Raw genomic sequence first — 20610 nt, 5'->3', positions numbered from 1 at the left:
GTTTAAAACACATTCGTGTTTCAAGTCTCCGTGAAGAGTGCTTTCATGTGATAAACCACTCATATTTACGGGACATGCCATGTATTCTTAAAAAAATGCTCCCGTTTCATAAGCTCGATCAAGCAATTCACTGACACAACAGTGAATTTCATTCTGACTGACTGACTTCGATCCCGACTCGTCGACGCCCCTCAACGCATCGCTACAAAACTCACTATCCCCAAATCAGTTCGAGCTCTCTCACATTATTTACAACTGATCCTGAAACCTGAAACTTGAAATGGCTCTCTCAAGCATTGAGGAAAGCGGTGGTTCTAGAGAAATGCGTTCTTCACGGGCACACGGTCGAGCAAACTGCTCTAGAATTGATTTTAAAACCTCATTTAGCTCTAAAAAGCTCCGAACAAATTGGGTCCTAAAGCGATAAGAAAAATGACTCCAAGCGACCATAGCCAGCAATCAAAACAACTTCGATTGGCAAAATGCTTGGTCCGTATAGCACTGGCAGCAGCATTTCTATCAGCTGTGGCTGATCGCTTTGGGCTATGGGGTCCACCGGGAAGCGAAGGAGTAGTTTGGGGAAACATAAAAAACTATGAGGCATACGTTCAACTGCTGAACTGGTTTGCCCCTGCTTCCTTGATTCCATTCCTGGGTTGGGTTGCCACGGTCGCTGAAATCGTGATTGCGATTGGATTGCTGATCGGTTGGAAGTTGCGATGGTTTTCACTTGCAGCCGGAATCCTCTTGAGCATTTTCACAATAACGATGATGAGTGCATTCGGCCCAAAGCCGCCATTGGATTACTCTGTTCTGTCCGCTGCCAGCGCCGCTTTTCTGTTGTTCACAGTGTCAGCTCCTGGCAATCGAAATCATCCTCAACGGAACGACAAGACAGTTTGAGACGACCAGCCTTTGAAAGTATTCGCAACCCAATTCTCGCTCGAATCTGGTCCGCGAAACTGACTTCCCCAACTTTGATCAAGAGACCTCGTATAACGACAAACACAAACCCAGATTCAAACGACCTGCAGCGTGTACAAGTCGGGTGGAGAAAACGGCAGATTGAGCAGCAACATCGAGCCGAGGAATGCAGCAATCGAGGTAGGCTTCTTCAACCCCACGAGCGCCGACAAGATCCGCAATTGCAGTTTGGTTCTGGCTCAGGAAAGAAAGAGCGTTTTCAACCTGTCGCTCAAAATCATCGATGCCCACGTCAGTAAATTCGACAAAAATTGCGTTCTGTGAAAACCCCCGATCGGAATCGGAGACGCCCTTTTCTCCTCGACACTGGGTCGCGCACACTTTAAGCCGACACGCGGCAAGCGCCGCGTCAAGATCCAGGCTTTGCCCATAGACCCTCAACACAGACATACACACTTCACATACAACCCATTCCCAGTTGGCGATGCCAACACTGATGTGCCAGCCATTGACCAAGGGGATTTTCTACGTAATTTCAGATCACTACTTCAGCTTATCGTTTCTTACGACGTTTTTGTGCCGACTTCTTTTTCCGCGTGGATGGCTTTTTCTTTCTTGGTTTACTCTGCTTGGAATTTGGTTTCTTCGAACCTTTCTTTCCTCTTGAAGGGCTTTTTTTCGCTGCCCCTTTTTTCGCTGGTGGCTTGGAAGCGGTGTGAGTGAGAAGTTTGAAGTTGAGTTCGCGGCGGTCGACGTCGACGCTGGCGATTTCGACAATCACCTTATCCCCCAGGCGGATCATGTCTCCGGTACGCCGGCCGACCAGAGCCATGGCCTGTCGATCAAATTCATAGCTCTCGCTTGCCGGAATGTTGCTGATGTGAACCAACCCTTCAGCCGGGATTTCGACACCTCGACAGAAAAATCCGAATCGCTCGACACCAGTAATCACAGCTGTGATTTTCTCACCCACGCGTTCTTCAAAATAGGTGAGCAGCTTTATTTTTGTTAATTCACGTTCCGCTCGTTCTGCTCGCCGTTCGGTCGTCGAACAGTGATGCCCCAGGCGAATCAAATCTTCCGCTGATGCACCGCGATATGTCACGTTGTCGCAGACCAGCGAACTTACCAAACGATGAATGTGCAAATCTGGATAACGGCGAATTGGGCTGGTGAAGTGGCAATATTGATCTTCTGCCAAGGCATAGTGCCCAACTTCCATTGGCGAGTACTCCGCCTGTTTCAAACTTCGCAGCATCGCATAATTGACTGCCTGCTCCTGCGGGGTTCCACGAACGGACCGGAGAAGAGCCTGCAAATGCTTCTTGCTTTGATATTTCTCCAACTCAAATCCCAGAATCGTGACGAACTCGCTGAACGCTTTCAGCTTCGCCTCTGCCGGGTCGGCATGTGCCCGCCTCAAGAAGCCAATCCCTTCATCATTCAAACGGACAGCGACTGCAATGTTCGCGGCGAGCATAAACTCTTCGATAATTTCGTGTGACTCGTCGTGCTCTGCTTCGAAAGCTCCGGTCACCTTTCCATCTGTATCAAGGCTCAGCCGGACTTCCGGCATGTCGAGTTCAAGTGAGCCTTTCGCAAACCGTCGCTTCCGGAGAAGCATCGCCAACTCGTGCATGTTCTTGAGCAATTCGCGAATCTCGTCGCTGACCCCCTCAATCGGTTCGGATGGCTTCGCCTTGATGATCGGCATCACTTCTTCGTAGGCGAACCGCTGCGTCACTTTGATTGCAGATCGAGAGAACCGTGTCTCGATGGGAATCCCCTCCGCAGAGAACTCGATGAATGCAGACATCGTAAACCGCGTCCGCCCTTCCTGCAGTGACGCCAACCCGTTCGAGATGATCTCAGGCAACATCGGGATCACTTTCGTCGGCAGATAGACACTCGTCCCACGCGTTTCTGCTTCACGGTCCAGTTGGGTTCCCGGTTGAACAAAATGGGAGACATCAGCGATATGCACTCCGAGCAGCCAGTGTCCTTTTTCTATCTTCTTCAGCGAGATCGCATCATCAAAGTCTCGAGCTGTTTTGGGGTCGATGGTGACGACCGTCATCTCGCTCAAGTCTTCTCGATCAGTGAGATCGTTCTCATTGAAGTTTTCCGCTTCCAGTCTCGCTTCATTGAGGACATCGTCCGGGAATTCGTCAGGGATCCCGAACTCATGGATAATCATCTGCGTATCAACACCTGGTTCCCCTCGAGAACCGAGAACCTTCGTTAGTACACCTTCCCCGTTCTGTCCAACCGTAGGGAAACGGAGCATTTCGATGACGACCTTGTCTCCTTCTTGGACTCCCTTCGCTCCCGGATCACCGACCCAGATTGGATCGGGATAGTCCTTCCCATCGATCTGCACCCAACCTGATTCATCTTCTTCCAGATAAGTTCCGACGAAAACATTTGTCGCTCGTTCAACAACTTCGACAACATACCCACAGCGTTGCCCGCGGCTGCGGCGTCGCTGCAAGAGTTTCACGAAGACCTCGTCTCCGTTTTGAGCATCTTTGAGATCGTTCCGATCAACGAAAATATCATCCGTCAGACCGACCGGTTTTGGCTCACGCAGAATGATGAAGGCATCCCCACTTTTGATGCGGTGGACGATCCCTAAATGAGAGCCCCTCGCTGCCTTGGGTTGGATGCGTCCCCCTTCAGAAAAACGAATTTCCCCTGACAGCTTCGCCTCTTCCAAGGCGGCCTCAAACTTCGCCAGCTTTTTCTTCGTGATTCCCAGCTTCTTCGCCAGCGTCTTCGGCTTCATCGGCATATAGCCCGGCCGCTGAACAAATTCGATAATCCGCTTTGCAAGATTCGTCATCACCGCATCCTCTGTTGTGGTTCTACACAGTACAGAGAGTGTAACGAGTTCAGCTCGAATAGTTACCAAAGCAGCATTGAAGAATGCTCTCAACAGAGTGTCATCATTTCGTCCCCGGTGAATCACCGGGGACGAAATAGTTTGATTTCCTACAAGTGCGTTTTACTTTTGATCGAAAGAAGAAGTGGACTCTAGCCAGCGTTTCGTTTCTCCGCGATCAGTTTCAGCAGGGCGTTTTGCGGGTCGGCGAACTTTTTGAGGCCTTCCTCCATGAGGTCGGCTTCCATTTGTGCGAAGTTGACCTTTTCGTCAATCTCGTTTTGAATCGCTTCGGACGGCATTTCTTCGATGCGGCTGGTGAAAGTTTTCCCTTCCATCTTCTGGATCGTTTCATTCACCTCGGGAGGATTGGTTTGGATGTCCGACCCTGCGAGCGCAGCGACATATTTGTCTTTCGGGTCTTCGGGGAGTTTCGTCCCCATGCTGGCGAAGACCATCTCCTGTTGCAGCGGCAAACCTTTGTCGCTCCAGAATTCTCGATTCTGTTGCCAGATCCGCTTGGCGTTCAGGATACCGACCTGCCCTTGTGCATCGTCGGAGAGTTCCGTCAACTTCTTGGCAGTATATGCATCGATCCGGCTGATGAAGATGCTATACACCGACTTCAGCGTTTTCGGATCCTCACGTTGTTGAGCACCTTTCCAGATGTTATCGCGAGCAATTTGATACTGACGGTCCGAGAAGATCAGAGTCACATTGGGAGTCACCCCTGCGGCAGCAAGTTCTTCTAACGCTCCCAAACCTCCGGGAGTTGCAGGAACTTTGATCATGCGGTTGGTGTGACCGGCTGCCCATTTTTTGCCGAATTCAACATACTTCGCTGAGCGTTCTTCCGTGCTTAGCGGGCAATCGGCAGCTTCGAGGAGCGGATCGAGTTCAAAGCTAACGTAGCCATCATTCCCATTCGACTTTTCATTGATCTCATGGAATTCTTTCTGTGCGGTACAGACAAGGCTGTCCGTCAGCGCCCAGGCAATCTCCTCATCATCAAGACCTTTGGTAACCAGTTCAGCGATATCATCATCGAACCGACCTGATTTAATGAGATCAGAAACAATCGCTGGATTAGACGTCGCACCAGTTGCACCGAAGGCGAGGTTGTCCTTCACCAAATCGGGATCAACACTATCCAGCCAAAGTTTCGTTCCAGTCTTTACGAGTGATTCAAGTGGCGTCGGCATGGTTAGTTCCCCAAATTGGTCGTGTTGCTCTCTGCCGCAAAAAAAGAATAAAAAAGTCACGATAAAGTTCGCCGGACAGTTGAGGTGTCCGGCGAAAAAGACTCAGCCTTACTTCTTAACTTCATCATCATGCAGTTTCTGTGACATATACAGCAACTGTTCGACGATTTTTTCTGTTGCATCCAGTTGCACAAAATTCGAGCCGAGCCAGGTTTCGTATCCGCCAAGCTCGTGTTGCTCGGGAGTTGGCAAATAGCCGTACGATCCGTTGGCGAGTTCGATCGTGAAAGAATCTTCGAACGGTGTGCGATCTTTGAGTTCCAAGCCGGTTTCGGTGAAGACTTCAAATGGAATCGCCTGAATTGCAAGACTTCCGATTCGAATCACTTGCAATGGGATGGTCACTTCTTCCGGACCTTCCTGAATCTGTTTCACACGAGCGGAGTAGGTCTCTTCACGGATGTGCCGTTCTTTTTTGGGACGTTTTTCAAGTTCTGCGAAGAATTGCAGCATCTCCTTGGACGGCTTACGAACCTTGAGAACAAGATCAGTCATCGCGGAATCGAGTTTCACCCAGTCGTGCCATTCAAGCGTGGCATGAGCTTCCATCACTCGGTTGGTCACTTTTTCAGCGACCATTTGCATCTTCTGGTATCTTTTCACACGAGGAGATTGCCCATTAAAATTAATATTGTTGACGTCTCCACTGGTTCCGTTCGACAAAATCCCAACAAACGGCGGGTCTTGATCGTCCGCTCCCAGTCGGTCTTTGACCATGTTCGCGAAATAGCCAAAGTAGTCGGCGGAAACATCTCCACTGTTCACACCGCCAACGTAGTGCAGTGAATAGTTCCCCATCAGTGCGATCGGTTGACCTTCAGTCGATTGCACTGAGATGAACGACACTTCCGGATCGACAGGCCCGGCGGGGCGAACCAGTGCAGGATTACGACGCGGCGGATTCATGCGAACCTTGTCGACACCCCCAAATGGATTGCTCAGCATTTTGGGATCGGTCGTGTACCAGCGACGGTTAAAGACCTCGGATGGCTCTTGTGCTGAACCCCATGCGATTCGTGCTGGTTGCATGTTACTGAGAGCGCGTCGGACACCATCGGCGATGCGTCGGGCAACAAACGCTTGATAATCGGACAGCTCCTCGACCTCAGTAATTTTACTCTCTCCACGAGCCGTTGTGGCGGAGTGTGTATGTGTGGATGCCATCAACAGCTTGCTGACATCGAGATCCGTTTCGGCATCAATCAGCTTGCGAGCAGCTTCGAACACTTCGCGTGGAATCCCGACATTGTCACAAATCACGAAGCCAACCGTGGTTTCACCATCATCCAGCAGCAGGCAACGAGCATGAAGCTCATCATGAATATTCTTAGCCGGAATCGGTTTCCAGCCTCCGACAATCAGTTCCCCGAGTGGTGGAGTGATATTACTGGCAGCAGCCCCTGCGCGAAGAACTTTATCCTGTGCGGTAAGCGATGATTGAAAGAGAGTCGAAAGTGCGAATACACCTAACAGTGTGAGACGAGCGAGCATTGATTTCTCCGAATGTGTCGTAATGTCCATTTCATTTCGATGATAGCGACAACCACAAGAGTGTTCATCCGATCGGGAAAAATTTCGACGCTGGCTTTCGTTCTGGTGAATCACTCGGGATGAAGTTGCGACTTGATCTGCGTGAAATAGTTTCATACGACTGGACGAATGCAAGTCGACTCGACATCATTTCAATCTCGCCCTTTGTCCGACAACTCCAGCCCCTCCCCACTCAGCATGTCCGACCGTCCGAACATCATTTTTATCATCACCGACCAACAGCGGTTTGATACGATTGCGGAACTTGGATTTCCTTACATGGAAACTCCGAATCTGGACCGACTGGTTCGCGAAGGGACAACGCTTACAAACTGCCACGTAACCGCAGCGAGTTGTGCCCCGAGTCGAGCGTCACTCTTTACTGGATATTATCCACATACAACTGGTGTCTTGAAGAATGCCGATTTGTGGCGGCACTCCTGGGTCGAGCTGTTGAATGAATCGGGCTATCGCTGTGTGAATATCGGGAAGATGCACACATACCCGTATCATACGCCGCTGGGATTTCACGAGCGGTATGTTGTTGAAAACAAAGACCGCTATCTGGAAGAGCGATACTACTTTGACGAATGGGACAAAGCACTACGGGCCAGAGGCCTCGTCAAGCAGCAGCGAGAACAGTATCGGCAACGTGATGATTACCAAACAGCTTTAGGAGCGTTTGATTGGGAACTGCCAGAAGATTTGCACTCCGACATGTTCGTCGGCGAGATGGCAAAATGGTGGATCAACTCTTACCCACAAACGGAGCCTCTCTTCCTGCAAATCGGTTTTCCCGGTCCTCACCCACCGTATGACCCGACTCCGGAATACGCTGCGAAGTATATGGAGAAAGAGCTTCCTCTGCTGGAAGTAACACAGGAAGAACTCGACAATCAGCCAGCGGCTTTCAAAGAATTGAGGCAGCACAATAATGAGGTCGACCACGACTCTGTTGTTCTCGACCTTGATCCGACAGAAGAACAACGACATCGTCAACGGGCCTACTACCTCGCGAATGTCTCGATGATCGACACCAAAGTTGGTGAGATCTTGCAGGCATTAGAAGACAAAGGATATCTGGAGAACTCCGTTGTCATCTTCACGTCCGATCATGGTGACTGTTTGACGGATCATGGACATTCTCAAAAATGGACGATGTACGACATCATCACCAGAATGCCTACCATCGTCTGGTCGCCGTCTCAAAGTTCTCCTGATGGCGGAGAATCAAGACGATTTGAAGCAGGCAGAAAGTTCGACGGTCTGTGCAGCCAGTTTGATCTCGGACCAATGATCCTCGAACTCGCCGGGATCACTCCACCTGAGAACATGGAGGCCAAATCACTCTTGCCTGCACTCGAAGGAAAGACTTGGGAAGAGCGGGAATATGTTTTCGCAGAGCAGGCTAAAGACGGAATCCTCACCGGGACAGACTTCATGACCATGGTTCGCAGTCGCGACTGGAAACTGGTCCACTTCCTCGATGAAGACGACGGGCAACTCTTCGACTTGAATAACGACCCTGATGAAATCAATAACTTATGGAACTCGGAAGAGCATCTCGACAAAAAAAGAGAGCTGCTCGATGTTCTGCGAGAATGGCGAATGCGCAGCCAACTCGAATCCAAAGATCTGTTCGCCGAATGGAGATAACCCCCTATCGACCCGATGAAATTTCATAAGCAAGCTGCCCTGACGACCATGACAACCCTGCCTAATCAGCTTGCACCTTAAGACATAATGTTGTGATAACTGAGAGACAGGTCGTCTTTTCGAATTTTGTTAGAGCCATTCAATTTCATCTTTCACTGATTCATATTCAACTAAGGAGTTGCTACCGTGGAACATCACGTCGACGGAGTCATGAAAAAATGGGCGCTGATTGCCATCATCGCCTGGGCCATTCTCGGTATCGCGGTCTTGCAGAGTCCGCTGCTGCTGTTCTACATCTTACTGCACGCCTGCACGACTGGCGTCTTTCTGTATTTCTTCCTGCGTAAAGAAAATGAAGCTGGCGATGAGAGCAAAAAAAACGAAGGCTGAAACTGAAAGGTTTTGCAGCGATCATTAGCTTGCAAAATGTAATCTAAAGATTGCAGCATTGATGGGAATGAGGTTCGCGTCCTCTCGTGTGGACGAGCGACTCAACGCTTCGCCCCAAGCTGGCACAACTCCCGGGTGCTAACCAACGAACAAACAGAGGACTCTGAGAATGATTCGATTTCTGTATATGCTGACGGCTGTTGGGTTCATCTTCTCGATTGCGGCCAAGGCCCCTGCTCAAGATCAAAAGAAGACAGCAGATCCATTTGCCCGCTGGGAATCGAACATCAAGGCATTTGAAGCGGACGACAAAAAGCACCCGAAAGAACCGGGACAGGTTCTCTTCATCGGCAGCAGCAGTATCCGCCTTTGGGATCTTGAGAAATGGTTTCCGGGACTTGACGCGATCAACCGAGGATTTGGAGGCTCGGAAGTTGCGGATTCCCTGCACTTCTACGACCGGATTGTGAAGCCGTACGCGCCACGGGCAATTGTCATGTACGCAGGTGACAACGATCTTTCACGAGAAAAAACTCCCGCTCAAGTTCAGGCAGATTTCAAAGAGTTCGTGACCAAAGTCCACAAAGATTTTCCGGACACGCAGATCATTTTCGTTGCCATCAAGCCAAGCATCAAACGCTGGAATCTCATCGAGAAGGTCCGTGAAGCAAACTCGCTCATCATCAAGATGGCAGAGAGCGACGAGCAGCTGACTTTTCTGGACATCGACACACCGATGATCGGCGAAGACGAAATGCCCAAGAAAGAGTTCTTTGCAAAAGATGGCCTGCACCTCAACGATGCTGGTTACAAACTCTGGTCGGACTTGCTCAAGCCGCATCTCGATGCAATCCCCGCTATCAAAGATGCCCGCTTCAAACCTTTGCGAAACCTCCGCGATGCGTATCATCCCTGGTCACCACCTACCACTCTCGCTGCCTGGGAAAAGGAAGCTGAGAGAATTCGACGACAGGTGCTGGTCTCAAACGGCCTGTGGCCTCTGCCGGAAAAAACTCCTCTCGAACCGGTCATCTCCAAGAAAATCGATCGCGGAGATCACACCGTCCAAAACGTCTACTTCCGTAGCCGACCCGGGCATTATGTCACCGGAAATTTGTATCGCCCGAAGAATATCGAAGGAAAAATCCCGGGTATCCTGTGCCCACATGGCCACTGGAAAGATGGTCGATTTTACGATGCTGAAGGTGGCTCACAATCACAATTGGATCAAGGAGCGGAAGAATTTGCATCGGGAGCCCACTCACCACTGCAAGCACGTATGGTGCAACTGGCCCGAATGGGAACTGTCGTCTTCCATTATGACATGATCGGTTACGCCGACAGCCAACCACTCGACCATCGCACCGGATTTAACGACGCCGATGCCGCTTTGCGTCTGCACAATCTCATGGGCCTGCAAACCTGGAACTCGATTCGATCTCTCGATTTTTTAGAGTCTCTTCCAGAAGTCGATACCGATCGACTTGCGGTCACCGGAGCAAGCGGAGGCGGAACACAAACGATGATTCTGGCCGCCATCGACGATCGTGTTGATGTCACCTTCCCGGCCGTCATGGTCTCGACCGGAATGCAAGGTGGCTGTGTTTGCGAAAACGCCAGCTACCTGCGTCAAGGGGTCAACAATATCGCCTTCGCTGCCCTGTTCGCTCCAAAACCACAGTCGATGAGCGGAGCTGACGACTGGACGATTGAGATTGAAACCAAAGGACTTCCGGAGTTGAAGCAGGTTTATTCCCTGTTTGGAAAGGCAGACAACATCGAAGCCAAAGCCTTCCCACAATTCAAACACAACTACAATCAGGTCGCCCGAGAGCTAATGTACAACTGGTTCAATGAGCACCTCGATCTCCGAATCGACGGCCCGATTCAACAATCCGATTTCTGGCCGCTGACCAGAGAACAGCTAACGGTTTTCAACGATAAAAATCCTCTTCCAGACGATGCACTCGCCGCTGCACCTCTTAGAGATCTGATGACCAAAGAAGATCAAGAAGAGTTTGAAAGCTGGCTGAAAGGCGACATAGCAGACTACCGCAACATCGTTGGCGGAGCTGCCGAGGTGATGCTCAAGCCGGAAGTTTCTGACATTGAAACCGAATACACGACTGTGCGACAGGATTCAGAAGCAACCAGCGACATCACAAGAGCTGACGGAATCGTTACCAACTCGGATGGTGCACATATCAAGACTGTCTCACTCTCCAGTGAAACCAAAGAACCTGCTGGTTTCGTCTTCTGGTTCGATTCAGCAGGAAATTCGCACCTGTTCAAAGACGATGGAGCAATCAAAGACGAAGTCCTGCAACTCATCCAAGCTGGCTACATTGTCGTCTCTGCAGATTTATTTATGACTGGAGACTCCAAAGGTCGGACACAATCTGCTCTGGACTACCCCATCGATGAAAAGTATCCCGGATACACTTATTGCTACAACACTCCACTGTTGACTGAGCGAGTCCGCGATATTCTGACCGTGATTCAAAACAGTTCTCAACAGGACAAGAAACGATTCCTGGTTGCAACCGGAGATGCCGGAGTATGGCAGCTATTGGCGCGAACAGCGATTCCGGGGGACAAAATCGACCAGACTATCGTCGACCTCAATGGCTTCTCATTCGCAAACGTCACAACCATTGACGACCCTAATCTTCTTCCCGGTGCTCTCAAATTCGGCGGGCTTCCCGGACTCGCACGACTGATCGAACCATCTCCACTTGCCATCTTCGGAGCTTCGAAGAAAGACGACTTCAACAAAACCCTCAGCCACTTCAAAGAGAACCTCATTCTCAGCAGCGAACCACTCACGGACAAAAAAGTCGTTCAAATGATTCTCGAAAGTGAGTAAATTCTCTGGGACAAAACAACCTTGAATGAGTTCGGTTTGAACGACCTGAACTACTTCGATCGCACTGAGCACGAAAGAGTTCTCGGATTGCGCGGGGATGATCTGTCGGCACCCCGAAGGTGGGGAAGGAAATCCAAAGTCAAGAATCCGGCCCCCACTGATGGAACTCAAAGTTCGGTACGCTATTCTTAGAGTATCTTTCGAAATGGTGTTCGGGCGCTGCATTGTGGCGAACAGCAATCTTATTAGAACCGATCCTGAAACTTGAAATTGCTCTGTCAAACGTTGAGGAAAGCGGCCATTTCAGAGGTTTTCGGACTGGTTCTAGAGAAACGCGTTCTTCACGGACACACGGTCGAGCAAGCTGCTCTATGATTTGTGTCGTTGGGGTTCTTCGTGGTGCTTGAACCAAACGGCGGAAAATGGTTGAAAGTCGGTGGAATGGGAAAACGAGAAATTTTGCTTCTGTTAGCTGGAGTGGGGATTTTTGCAGTCACACTTTGGCGGCAGAATCAGCTTCAGCAGTGGGAGCATGATCCAACCCGGAAAGTCGTCGCGATTCGAGCACTTGCTCCCCGTTTTACACTCGCAGACCACAATCGAAATATCGTCAAGCTGGAACGAATGCTCGGGCGACATCACGTTGTGCTGGTCTTCTTTGATGCTGAACTAGGCGTCGATCAAGATCCTCGTACAAAGGCGCTGATCGAGAATTTCGAAGCGATTAACCGGGCCGGATTTGAGATCATCGCTGTCGGGACAGCGACTCCTTACGCAAATGAAGAGGCAGAGAAACGTTTAGGATTTGATCTTCCATTTCCAGTCCTGACAGATATCGACATGAACGATCCGGCTCCCTCTCCGGCACACCGGAAGTACGGACTCCTTGACCTTCAATCTGGAACGCCGACAACGGGACTCTTCCTCATCGAACGGGACGGAACCCTTCCGGTTGTTACACAGGGGACTCCAATTGCAGTCAAAGATGAAGAGGCTGCCTTGAAGACTTTGGCTGAGGGAAAGTGGCCCGGCCTCAAGTAGTCACGCTGGTGTCGCCACGAAGTTGACTGAGCCGCACACATCAGCCGCGTGGCACAAAGGTGATTCGTGGGCTCTTCGTGAGAACTGATCCACTGATCCTGAAGCAGGATTCGCTCTCTCAGACACTGATGAAGTTGACCATTCCACCAGTTTCCTGACTGGTTCTACTTTTGCGATTTAATCCAGTCGTTGACCTGATCTTCCAGAATCTCCAGCGTCACAGCTCCGTTTCGCAAGACGACATCGTGAAAATCCCGAATGTCAAACTTCTCTCCCAGTTGCTGTTCACTTTTCTTGCGAAGCTCTTGAAATTTCAGTTCGCCGATCTTGTAGGCCAACGCCTGCCCGGGCCAGGAGATGTATCGATCAATTTCATTCTCGATATCGTGGATCGACTTCGCGGTATTTGCAGCGAAGTAGTCAATTGCTCGCTGACGGTCCCAACGCTGATGATGAATCCCTGTGTCGACGACCAGTCGGACCGCGCGCCACATTTCGTAGGTCAACTGGCCGAATCGGGAGTAAGGATCTCGATACATTCCTAATTCATCCCCCAAGCTTTCCGCGTACAGCGCCCAGCCTTCGATGTAAACGGTATCTCCACTGTAGCGTCTAAAGCGAGGCAGATTGTCGAGCTCCTGAGCGAGTGCAATTTGCAAGTGATGCCCTGGGACTGATTCATGAAGCGAAAGTGCTTCAATCTCATAGCGAGGTCGTACCTCAGGGCGATACAGGTTCACAAAGTATATCCCGGCTCTCGATCCATCGGGAGATGGAGAACGATAGTAGGCGGTTGTTGTATCAGGAGCGATCTGCGTTGGAATCGGTTCGACTCCGTAAGGGACTCTCGGGAGCTTTTTGAAGAGCTTGACCAGTTGTGGATCGATTTGCTTACAAACCGACATATACGCCCGCAGCAAGTCGTCACCATTCTCGTAATAAAAGGCTGGATTGGTGCGTAGAAACTCCAAAAATTCTTCAAACGATCCGGTGAATTTCAACTCTTCGATCACCGCATCCATCTCACCACGAATCCGTTCGACTTCCGCTAAGCCAATAGAATGAATTTGCGTCGGTGTCAAATTCGTTGTCGTGAACTCGCGGCATCTCAGCTCGTACAACTCACCACCGTTGGGAATTTGCCAGACCCCAACCTTTTCATAACATGCGGGAAGGTATTCCTCTTCAAAGAACTTTTTGAACTTCAAGTAACTGGGCAGAATCTCTTTTTGAACAGAGATCGCTGCCTCATTACGTAGACGCCTCTTCTGGACGAGACTCACCGAATCGGGGATCCGGGTGAACGGTTTGAAAAACTGCTGTGCCCGAGGTTCCGCAACGAGTTGCTTGTCGATCTGGCTCCTCACCCGCTCCATCACAACACGTGAGTGAATTACCCCGGACATCGCTCCCTCTCTCATTAGAGCGATTGTCTGGTCCATATAGGCGGGAAACGCTCTCATGCGGGCCAGCCAATCGTCAAAGTCTTGAACCGTTTCGAATCGCAAACTTTCGGCAAGTGCCCCTTCATCTTGAATTCCACCACGTTGGTTGAGCGGAACCAGATACCATCGATACTGATGAGCCTTCACTGCGAGGTCGTATTTTCGCCGAAATAACTGGTAATTGATCTTCTCTTCGGGAGGCAGTTGATCGACCTGAATCGCATCCAGTTTCTTCAACACCTGCACATCTTTCTCGTGCGATCGCTCAATCGCTTCCGGGCTCAAGTCTGCCCATTTGGTGTTATATCGACGATCTCCGAGGCTGGAGGCCCAGGTCGGATTCTCGCGCATTGTCCGTTCCCATTCTTCCTGAATGATCTCATGCAGCAGATCAGCCTGAGTCGTCGGGGCCGTTTGGGACGTGAGACACATGGTCACCAAGAGCAATGTGCTATTCATTTTCTCTCCGATGGGGATGGCTTAGAACCGCTAACAATACCTTTGAGATCGTGTTGACTCACTGGGATTTCAAGTCCACACCCAGATTTTACCAGAGCGAGTAAGTAAACAGGGTGCGTCGAAATTCCGATGATCTGAACCTCAAACGGAACTGACTGACAATAACAAACTGAAATCAGGTTTCAAAACTCCAGCGATTCAGAGAGCTCAGAGAGGTTTCCCAGTCAGTTTTTATAGCATCTTCAATGTGAATTCGCTTGAAATGAGGTCTCAGCTTCCGATCCGCAAACGAAACAGAATCCGATCACCAACACGAATATACAGAACAAATCAGTCTCCTCAGAAGTTGAAGCAGTTTGAGAATTGTTCTCCCAATACTGGAACCAGTTCGATAACGAGTTGTCGTTTTTCAAGAAGCGACAACGATTCCGGAGTCATTCGAAAAAAAACGGCCTGGGGAAAATCTTCATCCAAAATTGGTGAGCCACTCGACATTTCGAGGTTGACAGGCGCGCTGATTACCGACGCATTAAAGTCAACGCAAATTGCCGTAATCGCCTGTTCCTCAAAACTCCGGATTTCGGACAATGAAGTCGCCATGTGTCGGAGGTTCTCGAAGTTTCAGCCGCTCAGAAGACGATCTAAGTTTCTGGAGTCTGAATCTCCTGTGTCCACACAGGAGATTTGAGAGTTCAATTTGTGAGACACGTGATTCGCGTCACTGTAATCGCGTCATTGTGTCGGGACGTATCGTTGCTATTCATGTGTTCCAAGCTGAAGCCTGCATGAGATGCAGTCGATGCCCGTGGCTCACTTGATAACACCTTCTTAAGGTCGGAGGACAGTAGTGAGTCGCGTCCCAGATGCATCGACACAAGAAAAAAGAAGTTTCTTTCAGAAGCAAGATCCCTGGGGACAAGGTGTCGCCATATGGGTTTTAGTGGCCATTCTCTTCGTCGCTCCCCTCGCAGGATCTTCGCTGCGACATGTCCGTCTTGATAATAATGTCGAGAACTGGCTCCCTGAAAACGACCCCAGTGCGCAAGAGTATTTGTGGTGTCGGGCTCACTTCCCAGAGGACGAGAAGGTCATCCTGACATGGGAAGGAAGTGCAGCTGACGATATGCGGCTGCCAGTCCTGGCTGGAATGCTGAGCGGTCAAGTTGATGAGGATGGAGCACGTCGAGGCGGCTTGCCGTATGTCGATTCGGTCATGCACGCAGGCGATCTTCTATCGAAACTTGTTGAGTTCGGAGTTGAAGAAGATGAGGCGAGACGTCGGATCAGCGGAACCTTCATCGGGACCGGACATCTCAAAGTCCGACTCACTGAAGCTGGGCGAGACCAGAAAGAAAAGACAATCAAGCTGATCCAAGAGCGAATCCACTCGCAATTTGGACTTGAACTCAGCATTCACGAGGCTGTTTCACCCTGGATGCCCGAAGAACTCGACGAAGACGCTTTTCAAGAACTGTATTCACGTTATCAGCCTGCTCTCGAAACCGAGACCGAGCTGGCACCTTCAGAGTTCGGTCAGCATGATTTCCAAGTCAGCTGGACCGGGATCGGCAGTAATCAAAAACTCAAACAGGCCGTTATTGATTCCATCAATCATGTCGCATCTTTTGCGACATCTGACGAGCCCAATGGGCGCCAACTCGTCGATAGCTGCTACGAGAAAACGGGGACACCAATCGCCGTTGTCGTAACGTTATCCGAAGCAGGAGGCGCTGAAAAATCGAAAGCGATCGCAGCGATTCGCGAAGCAGCGATCGCCTCGTTTATCCCAGATGACGGACTCATTGTGGGAGGCCGCGTGGTCGCTGCAGCGGAGTTGAATAACGGCGTGATTCGTGCCGCCTGGAATCCGAATGCGACCAGCATTCTCGGGAAATCCGTAATTGGTTTTTCCGGCTTGGTCGGCATCCTGTTTGCGATCTTCTCCTTAAAGTGCCTCCGACTTGGCGGGCTTGTCATCTTCGTCTCTTACTACTCCGCGTTTCTTGGGGTCTCTTTGATCCCACTTTCTGGCGGAAGTATGAACATGGTCCTCGTGGTGTTGCCGACGCTGTTAATGGTGCTGGCGTTGTCAGGAGCCATTCACATCGCCAATTATTGGAAGCACGCAGTTTGGGAAAGCCCCAAAACTGCCGTCGCGGATGCCACCAAAATGGCGAGGCAGCCATGCCTGATGGCAGCCTTCACGACATCGCTGGGACTGATTTCGCTAATCAACAGCGACCTTGCTCCCGTTCGTGAATTTGGAATTTACGCTGCATTAGGTTGCATGATCTCGGTCGCGATGGTGCTTTATGGGCTCCCTGCTTTACTGCAAATGGTCCCACTTCGTCGTATTGCTCCGGAAGAAGTGAAATCGAAACGATGGTCTTTCTATAGCGACCTCATCTGCCGACACTGGCTCTCGATTGGAGCCTCAACAATTGTTTTGGCAATCGCCTGTTCTGTCGGCTTACGCCACTTTGACGTTGAGACGAAAGTCATTCGGTACTTCCCGGATTCATCCCCGGTCGTGCAAGATTACCAAACAATTGAAGACAACCTCGCCGGAATCAGTCCCGTCGAGATCCTCGTCAGATTCGACAAGCAGAGTCAGTCTGACCTTCGCTTCCTGGAGCGTGTTGAGCTTGTTCGAGAAGTGGAAGAAGAGATTCGCAACCACCCCGAAGTGAGTGGAGCGATTTCGATGTCGTCGTTTTTACCTCAGCGAACAAGCCCCGGCGAAAACGCAACGATGCGAGAAAAGATTTTCTACAATCGGCGTTCAAACGAAACAGAGAAACGCATCAAAGAAGAGCACGCAGCTGAGAGCAGTGCGTTCATCGTGATGAACAGATTGCCAGAAGTGAATGGCGACGAGCTCTGGAGAATCAACGCTCAAGCAGCAGTCCTCAGTGATGCGGACTATACCACACTGACTCAACAATTAAGCGATCGCGTGGGGAAAATCACGCGATACCATGCCGGTGTCGATCATACTGTGACAGGGACCGTTCCGTTGTTTTTGAGAACACAACTGGCAGTTCTGGACAGTTTGGTGTGGAGTTCCGTGGCTGCTTTTGTGTTGATTGCCTCTGTGATGATCTGGGTTTTGAAAGACCCTCTGGCTGGGATCGGAAGCATGATTCCGAACGTCCTTCCAGTCATTTCCATCTTCGGCCTGGTCTCCTGGTTCGGTCAAAAAATCGATATCGGAACAATGGTGACAGCTTCCGTTGCAATGGGAATCGCAGTCGATGGAACACTTCACTTGCTCACCTGGTTCCGAAACGGGCTACGCAAGGGAATGACACGTCAGGCCTCAGTGAAACAGGCACTGATGCATTGCGGACCAGCGATGTGGCAAACGAGCGCCGCTGTCGGAATTGGGCTGCTGGTGCTCTTTCCTGCGGATCTGTTGCTGATCAGCCGGTTTGGCTGGCTGATGGCACTCCTTATCGGAGCAGCCTTCATTGGGGACATGGTACTGCTCCCATGTATGCTCGTCGGACCGCTGGGCCGGTTAATTGAGCGCCGTATTCGATTGAACGGAGAGATTGAAGTTGTGGATGAATCGGAGGAACTCAACGGGTCCACCGTCGTCCCATCGCCTCACATTTCATTGCATACCACTCAAGGACGAAAGTCCAAACGAGCACGAGAACTCCGAAATCCTGAAAATTGATTCACCGGTGTTCCTCACGTTTTACAGTGAACACTGGTATGATGAGGCATTCGACTTACAGCGAAGATGTTCTCTTCCCGCTGTCAGGTCCATTCTCCTCAAGATACATTTTGCTTGTCTGATGTCTAAACCAGATCCAGAAGTCCCTCCAGTTCCCAGCATGCGACTGCAGCGTTATCTCGCGCAATGTGGTTTGGGATCGCGTCGCGAATGCGAAGAGTTAATTGAACAGGGTCGTGTCGAAATCGATGGCGTGACTGTCGACAAACTAGGCTCGAACGTCAAACCGACAATCCAAACAGTCACTCTCGATGGCGAAAACCTGAAGTTTGAGCGGAAACGATATTACCTGCTCAACAAACCTCCGGGATTTCTCTGTACCGCAAAAGACCCACAGGGACGACGGACGATTTTCGACCTCTTCCCTCCTGAGGGGCCAAGACTCTTTTGCGTTGGCCGTCTCGATGAGGCGACCACCGGCCTGCTGATCGTCACCAATGATGGGGACCTCTCTCAGAAACTGGCCCACCCAAAGCACCGAATTCACAGACTCTACAAAGCTCAAGTCGCTGGACATCCGGATCGAGAAGTTTTCAATCAGCTGAAAGAAGGCCATTACTTCACTGAAGGAAAATTCAAGGTCCACGACATTCGTCCGATCAAGAAACAGGGACAGAGCACCTGGGTTGAGATCACGATGACAGAAGGCCAAAACCGGGAGATTCGCCGTCTCCTGGCACGAACCGGTCACAAAGTCATGAAACTCGAGCGGATTGGATTTGGCCCAATTCGAATCGGTCGCGTTCCGATCGGTCAATTCCGTGAACTGCGTCGTGAAGAATTAGGGAAGCTCTTCGAGATTCTGGAACGGAATAAAGCTGGCGGATCAACTTCCCCGAAGAAAGCCGGCAGTCGAAATGCCGACAAGAAAAACGCTGACCGCAAGAAAATGGGGAGCAAGGCCCCCAGCAGCAAGAATGTCCGCGGTAAAAAATCCGCAACATCGGGGAAAAGCAAATCAGCTGGAAAGAAATCGACAAAGAAGAAAGTGGTCGGACGCAATGCCCGCAACGCCAAAAAGAAACCTCGACGAGGAAAACGGTAACCGTGGGCAAGCAAATCACGAAGCCCTAGCATTCCGAGATGCAGAGATTCTGAAGAAGAGGTCGGTATCGAACCAATTTTTGCCCTTCTCCGCCGATCTCTCACAACTTGCCACTCAAATCAGCGACCATAGTTGAACGACCTTGATTTGTCGCACTGACAGGTCGAGTGGTGAACTTGGAATTCTTCCCTCAAATCACTCCACACGAGGTGTTTGGTATTGAGTAATTCATGCTAGACAGTTAGCATTTTTCGCTTCCCTGCGCCGGTCCTATGATCGGCATTTTTATTTTCTGCCAGTCTGGTCAGTGTGTCATTCACATCAAAAGATGTGAAGCCGCCTGATTCAGTTTGACTTTTTGTGGTGCACGCCACTTCTGCCTTTGGTGATCTCATGACGCGGATGTTCGTCAATGAATTAGAAGATGGAGACAACGTCGAAGAGACGTATCTTCTCGCGGACCGTCAATTACGAGCAAATCGTAACGGTGACAGCTACTTCCTTTCTCAACTCCGTGACCGGACCGGTCAGATTTCCGGCCTGCTCTGGAATGTGAACGCTTCAGCTGTCAATCACATCAACACTGGCGATTACGTTCGTGTCAAAGGAAAGGTGCAGCAGTTCCAGGGGAACCTGCAAATGATCCTGACCCGGATTGATTCGGCATCCGGGGACGAAATCGACACTGCGGATTACATTCCCCAATCCAGCACGGATGTTGAAGCTCAATTCGAAAAGCTTTGCGAAATTCTTCTAGGCATCACCGACTCCGATATTCAATCGCTGATGCAAACATTCCTGGCTGACCAGGAAATCGTCGAAGGGCTCAAATCGGCTCCCGCTGGCGTTCGATTGCACCACGCTTACCATGGCGGGTTGCTCGACCACATCGTAAATCTCGCAGAAACAGCAACACGAATTTCTGACTTGTACCCCAATGTCGATATCAATCTTCTGCTCGCCGGAATTTTCTTGCACGACTTGGGAAAAATTCGCGAACTCAGCTACGACTCAACATTCCAATATACTGATGAAGGCCAGTTGATTGGCCATCTCGTCATGGGTGTTGAGATGCTCTCAGATAAGATTCGTGCGACAGAAGAGACCACCGGTCGCCCGTTTCCGGAAGAGACGACGCTTCGCTTGAAGCACATGTTGCTCAGCCACCATGGTGTCTATGAGTATGGAAGTCCAAAACTTCCAATGACCATGGAAGCGATTGCACTTCACCACCTGGACAACCTGGACGCCAAAACGAACGAGTTCCACTCGCTCATTGAATCCGACCCCAACGCCTCCTCCAATTGGACGCCGTATCAGCCCAATATGCAACGCAAGTTGTACAAAGGCGATATCGAATAGGGTCAAT

General features: G+C 50.5%; 14 protein-coding genes. 8 read left to right on the top strand and 6 right to left on the bottom strand.

Annotation, left to right across the window (positions count from 1 at the left end; genetic code table 11):
• The first annotated feature begins 432 nt into the window (after positions 1 to 432).
• The gene (locus Mal48_RS02895; protein WP_145195920.1) at positions 433 to 903 is read left to right on the top strand and encodes a DoxX family protein; all 471 of its coding nucleotides are present in this window, start codon (positions 433 to 435) and stop codon (positions 901 to 903) included.
• Positions 904 to 981: 78 nt separating this feature from the next.
• Here Mal48_RS02895 and Mal48_RS02890 read toward each other — a convergent pair whose 3' ends face one another.
• The 4 genes from Mal48_RS02890 to Mal48_RS02875 all read right to left on the bottom strand — a co-directional run bounded on the left by Mal48_RS02890 (position 982) and on the right by Mal48_RS02875 (position 6558).
• Positions 982 to 1440 carry a hypothetical protein gene (locus Mal48_RS02890; RefSeq protein WP_145195918.1) on the bottom strand — a complete coding sequence of 153 codons (459 nt, stop codon included), beginning with the start codon at positions 1438 to 1440 and terminating at the stop codon, positions 982 to 984.
• Between the two features lie 37 nt (positions 1441 to 1477).
• Complete coding sequence (rnr, locus tag Mal48_RS02885) at positions 1478 to 3766, bottom strand: ribonuclease R (RefSeq protein ID WP_145195916.1); 2289 nt, start codon at positions 3764 to 3766, stop codon at positions 1478 to 1480.
• A gap of 191 nt (positions 3767 to 3957) precedes the next feature.
• Positions 3958 to 5007 carry a transaldolase family protein gene (locus Mal48_RS02880; RefSeq protein WP_145195914.1) on the bottom strand — a complete coding sequence of 350 codons (1050 nt, stop codon included), beginning with the start codon at positions 5005 to 5007 and terminating at the stop codon, positions 3958 to 3960.
• Positions 5008 to 5115: 108 nt separating this feature from the next.
• Positions 5116 to 6558, bottom strand: a complete 1443-nt coding sequence (locus Mal48_RS02875; protein ID WP_145195912.1) for a neutral/alkaline non-lysosomal ceramidase N-terminal domain-containing protein — start codon at positions 6556 to 6558, stop codon at positions 5116 to 5118.
• Positions 6559 to 6795: 237 nt separating this feature from the next.
• On the opposite strand from Mal48_RS02875, the gene Mal48_RS02870 reads away from it, so the two are divergent.
• From Mal48_RS02870 to Mal48_RS02855, 4 genes are all read left to right on the top strand, one after another.
• Positions 6796 to 8253 (top strand): sulfatase family protein, encoded by a 1458-nt coding sequence (locus tag Mal48_RS02870; RefSeq protein WP_145205665.1) that lies wholly within the window; start codon positions 6796 to 6798, stop codon positions 8251 to 8253.
• Between the two features lie 186 nt (positions 8254 to 8439).
• Positions 8440 to 8643 (top strand): hypothetical protein, encoded by a 204-nt coding sequence (locus Mal48_RS02865; protein ID WP_145195910.1) that lies wholly within the window; start codon positions 8440 to 8442, stop codon positions 8641 to 8643.
• A gap of 169 nt (positions 8644 to 8812) precedes the next feature.
• Positions 8813 to 11509, top strand: a complete 2697-nt coding sequence (locus Mal48_RS02860; protein WP_145195908.1) for a GDSL-type esterase/lipase family protein — start codon at positions 8813 to 8815, stop codon at positions 11507 to 11509.
• 399 nt (positions 11510 to 11908) lie between these two features.
• The gene (locus Mal48_RS02855) at positions 11909 to 12550 is read left to right on the top strand and encodes a peroxiredoxin family protein (RefSeq protein ID WP_145195906.1); all 642 of its coding nucleotides are present in this window, start codon (positions 11909 to 11911) and stop codon (positions 12548 to 12550) included.
• A 164-nt stretch (positions 12551 to 12714) separates the two neighbouring features.
• Here Mal48_RS02855 and Mal48_RS02850 read toward each other — a convergent pair whose 3' ends face one another.
• Together Mal48_RS02850 and Mal48_RS02845 are read right to left on the bottom strand one after the other, a co-directional pair.
• A complete protein-coding gene (locus tag Mal48_RS02850; protein WP_197441992.1) occupies positions 12715 to 14454 on the bottom strand; it encodes a DUF885 domain-containing protein in 1740 nt (579 codons plus the stop codon).
• Positions 14455 to 14793: 339 nt separating this feature from the next.
• Positions 14794 to 15054 (bottom strand): hypothetical protein, encoded by a 261-nt coding sequence (locus Mal48_RS02845; protein WP_145195904.1) that lies wholly within the window; start codon positions 15052 to 15054, stop codon positions 14794 to 14796.
• Between the two features lie 247 nt (positions 15055 to 15301).
• Here Mal48_RS02845 and Mal48_RS02840 point away from each other — a divergent pair, with 247 nt between their 5' ends.
• The 3 genes from Mal48_RS02840 to Mal48_RS02830 all read left to right on the top strand — a co-directional run bounded on the left by Mal48_RS02840 (position 15302) and on the right by Mal48_RS02830 (position 20603).
• Positions 15302 to 18136: an efflux RND transporter permease subunit gene (locus tag Mal48_RS02840; protein ID WP_145195902.1), complete on the top strand. Its 2835-nt coding sequence runs from the start codon at positions 15302 to 15304 to the stop codon at positions 18134 to 18136.
• 121 nt (positions 18137 to 18257) lie between these two features.
• Positions 18258 to 19241: a pseudouridine synthase gene (locus Mal48_RS02835; RefSeq protein ID WP_197441991.1), complete on the top strand. Its 984-nt coding sequence runs from the start codon at positions 18258 to 18260 to the stop codon at positions 19239 to 19241.
• Between the two features lie 393 nt (positions 19242 to 19634).
• A complete protein-coding gene (locus tag Mal48_RS02830; RefSeq protein ID WP_145195898.1) occupies positions 19635 to 20603 on the top strand; it encodes a 3'-5' exoribonuclease YhaM family protein in 969 nt (322 codons plus the stop codon).
• Positions 20604 to 20610 lie beyond the last annotated feature (7 nt).

The organism is Thalassoglobus polymorphus, assembly GCF_007744255.1.
In the GTDB taxonomy this organism is placed as follows: Bacteria; Planctomycetota; Planctomycetia; order Planctomycetales; family Planctomycetaceae; genus Thalassoglobus; species Thalassoglobus polymorphus.
Note: the sequence above shows the minus strand (reverse complement) of the source record. Positions and strands in the feature narration are given on the sequence as shown.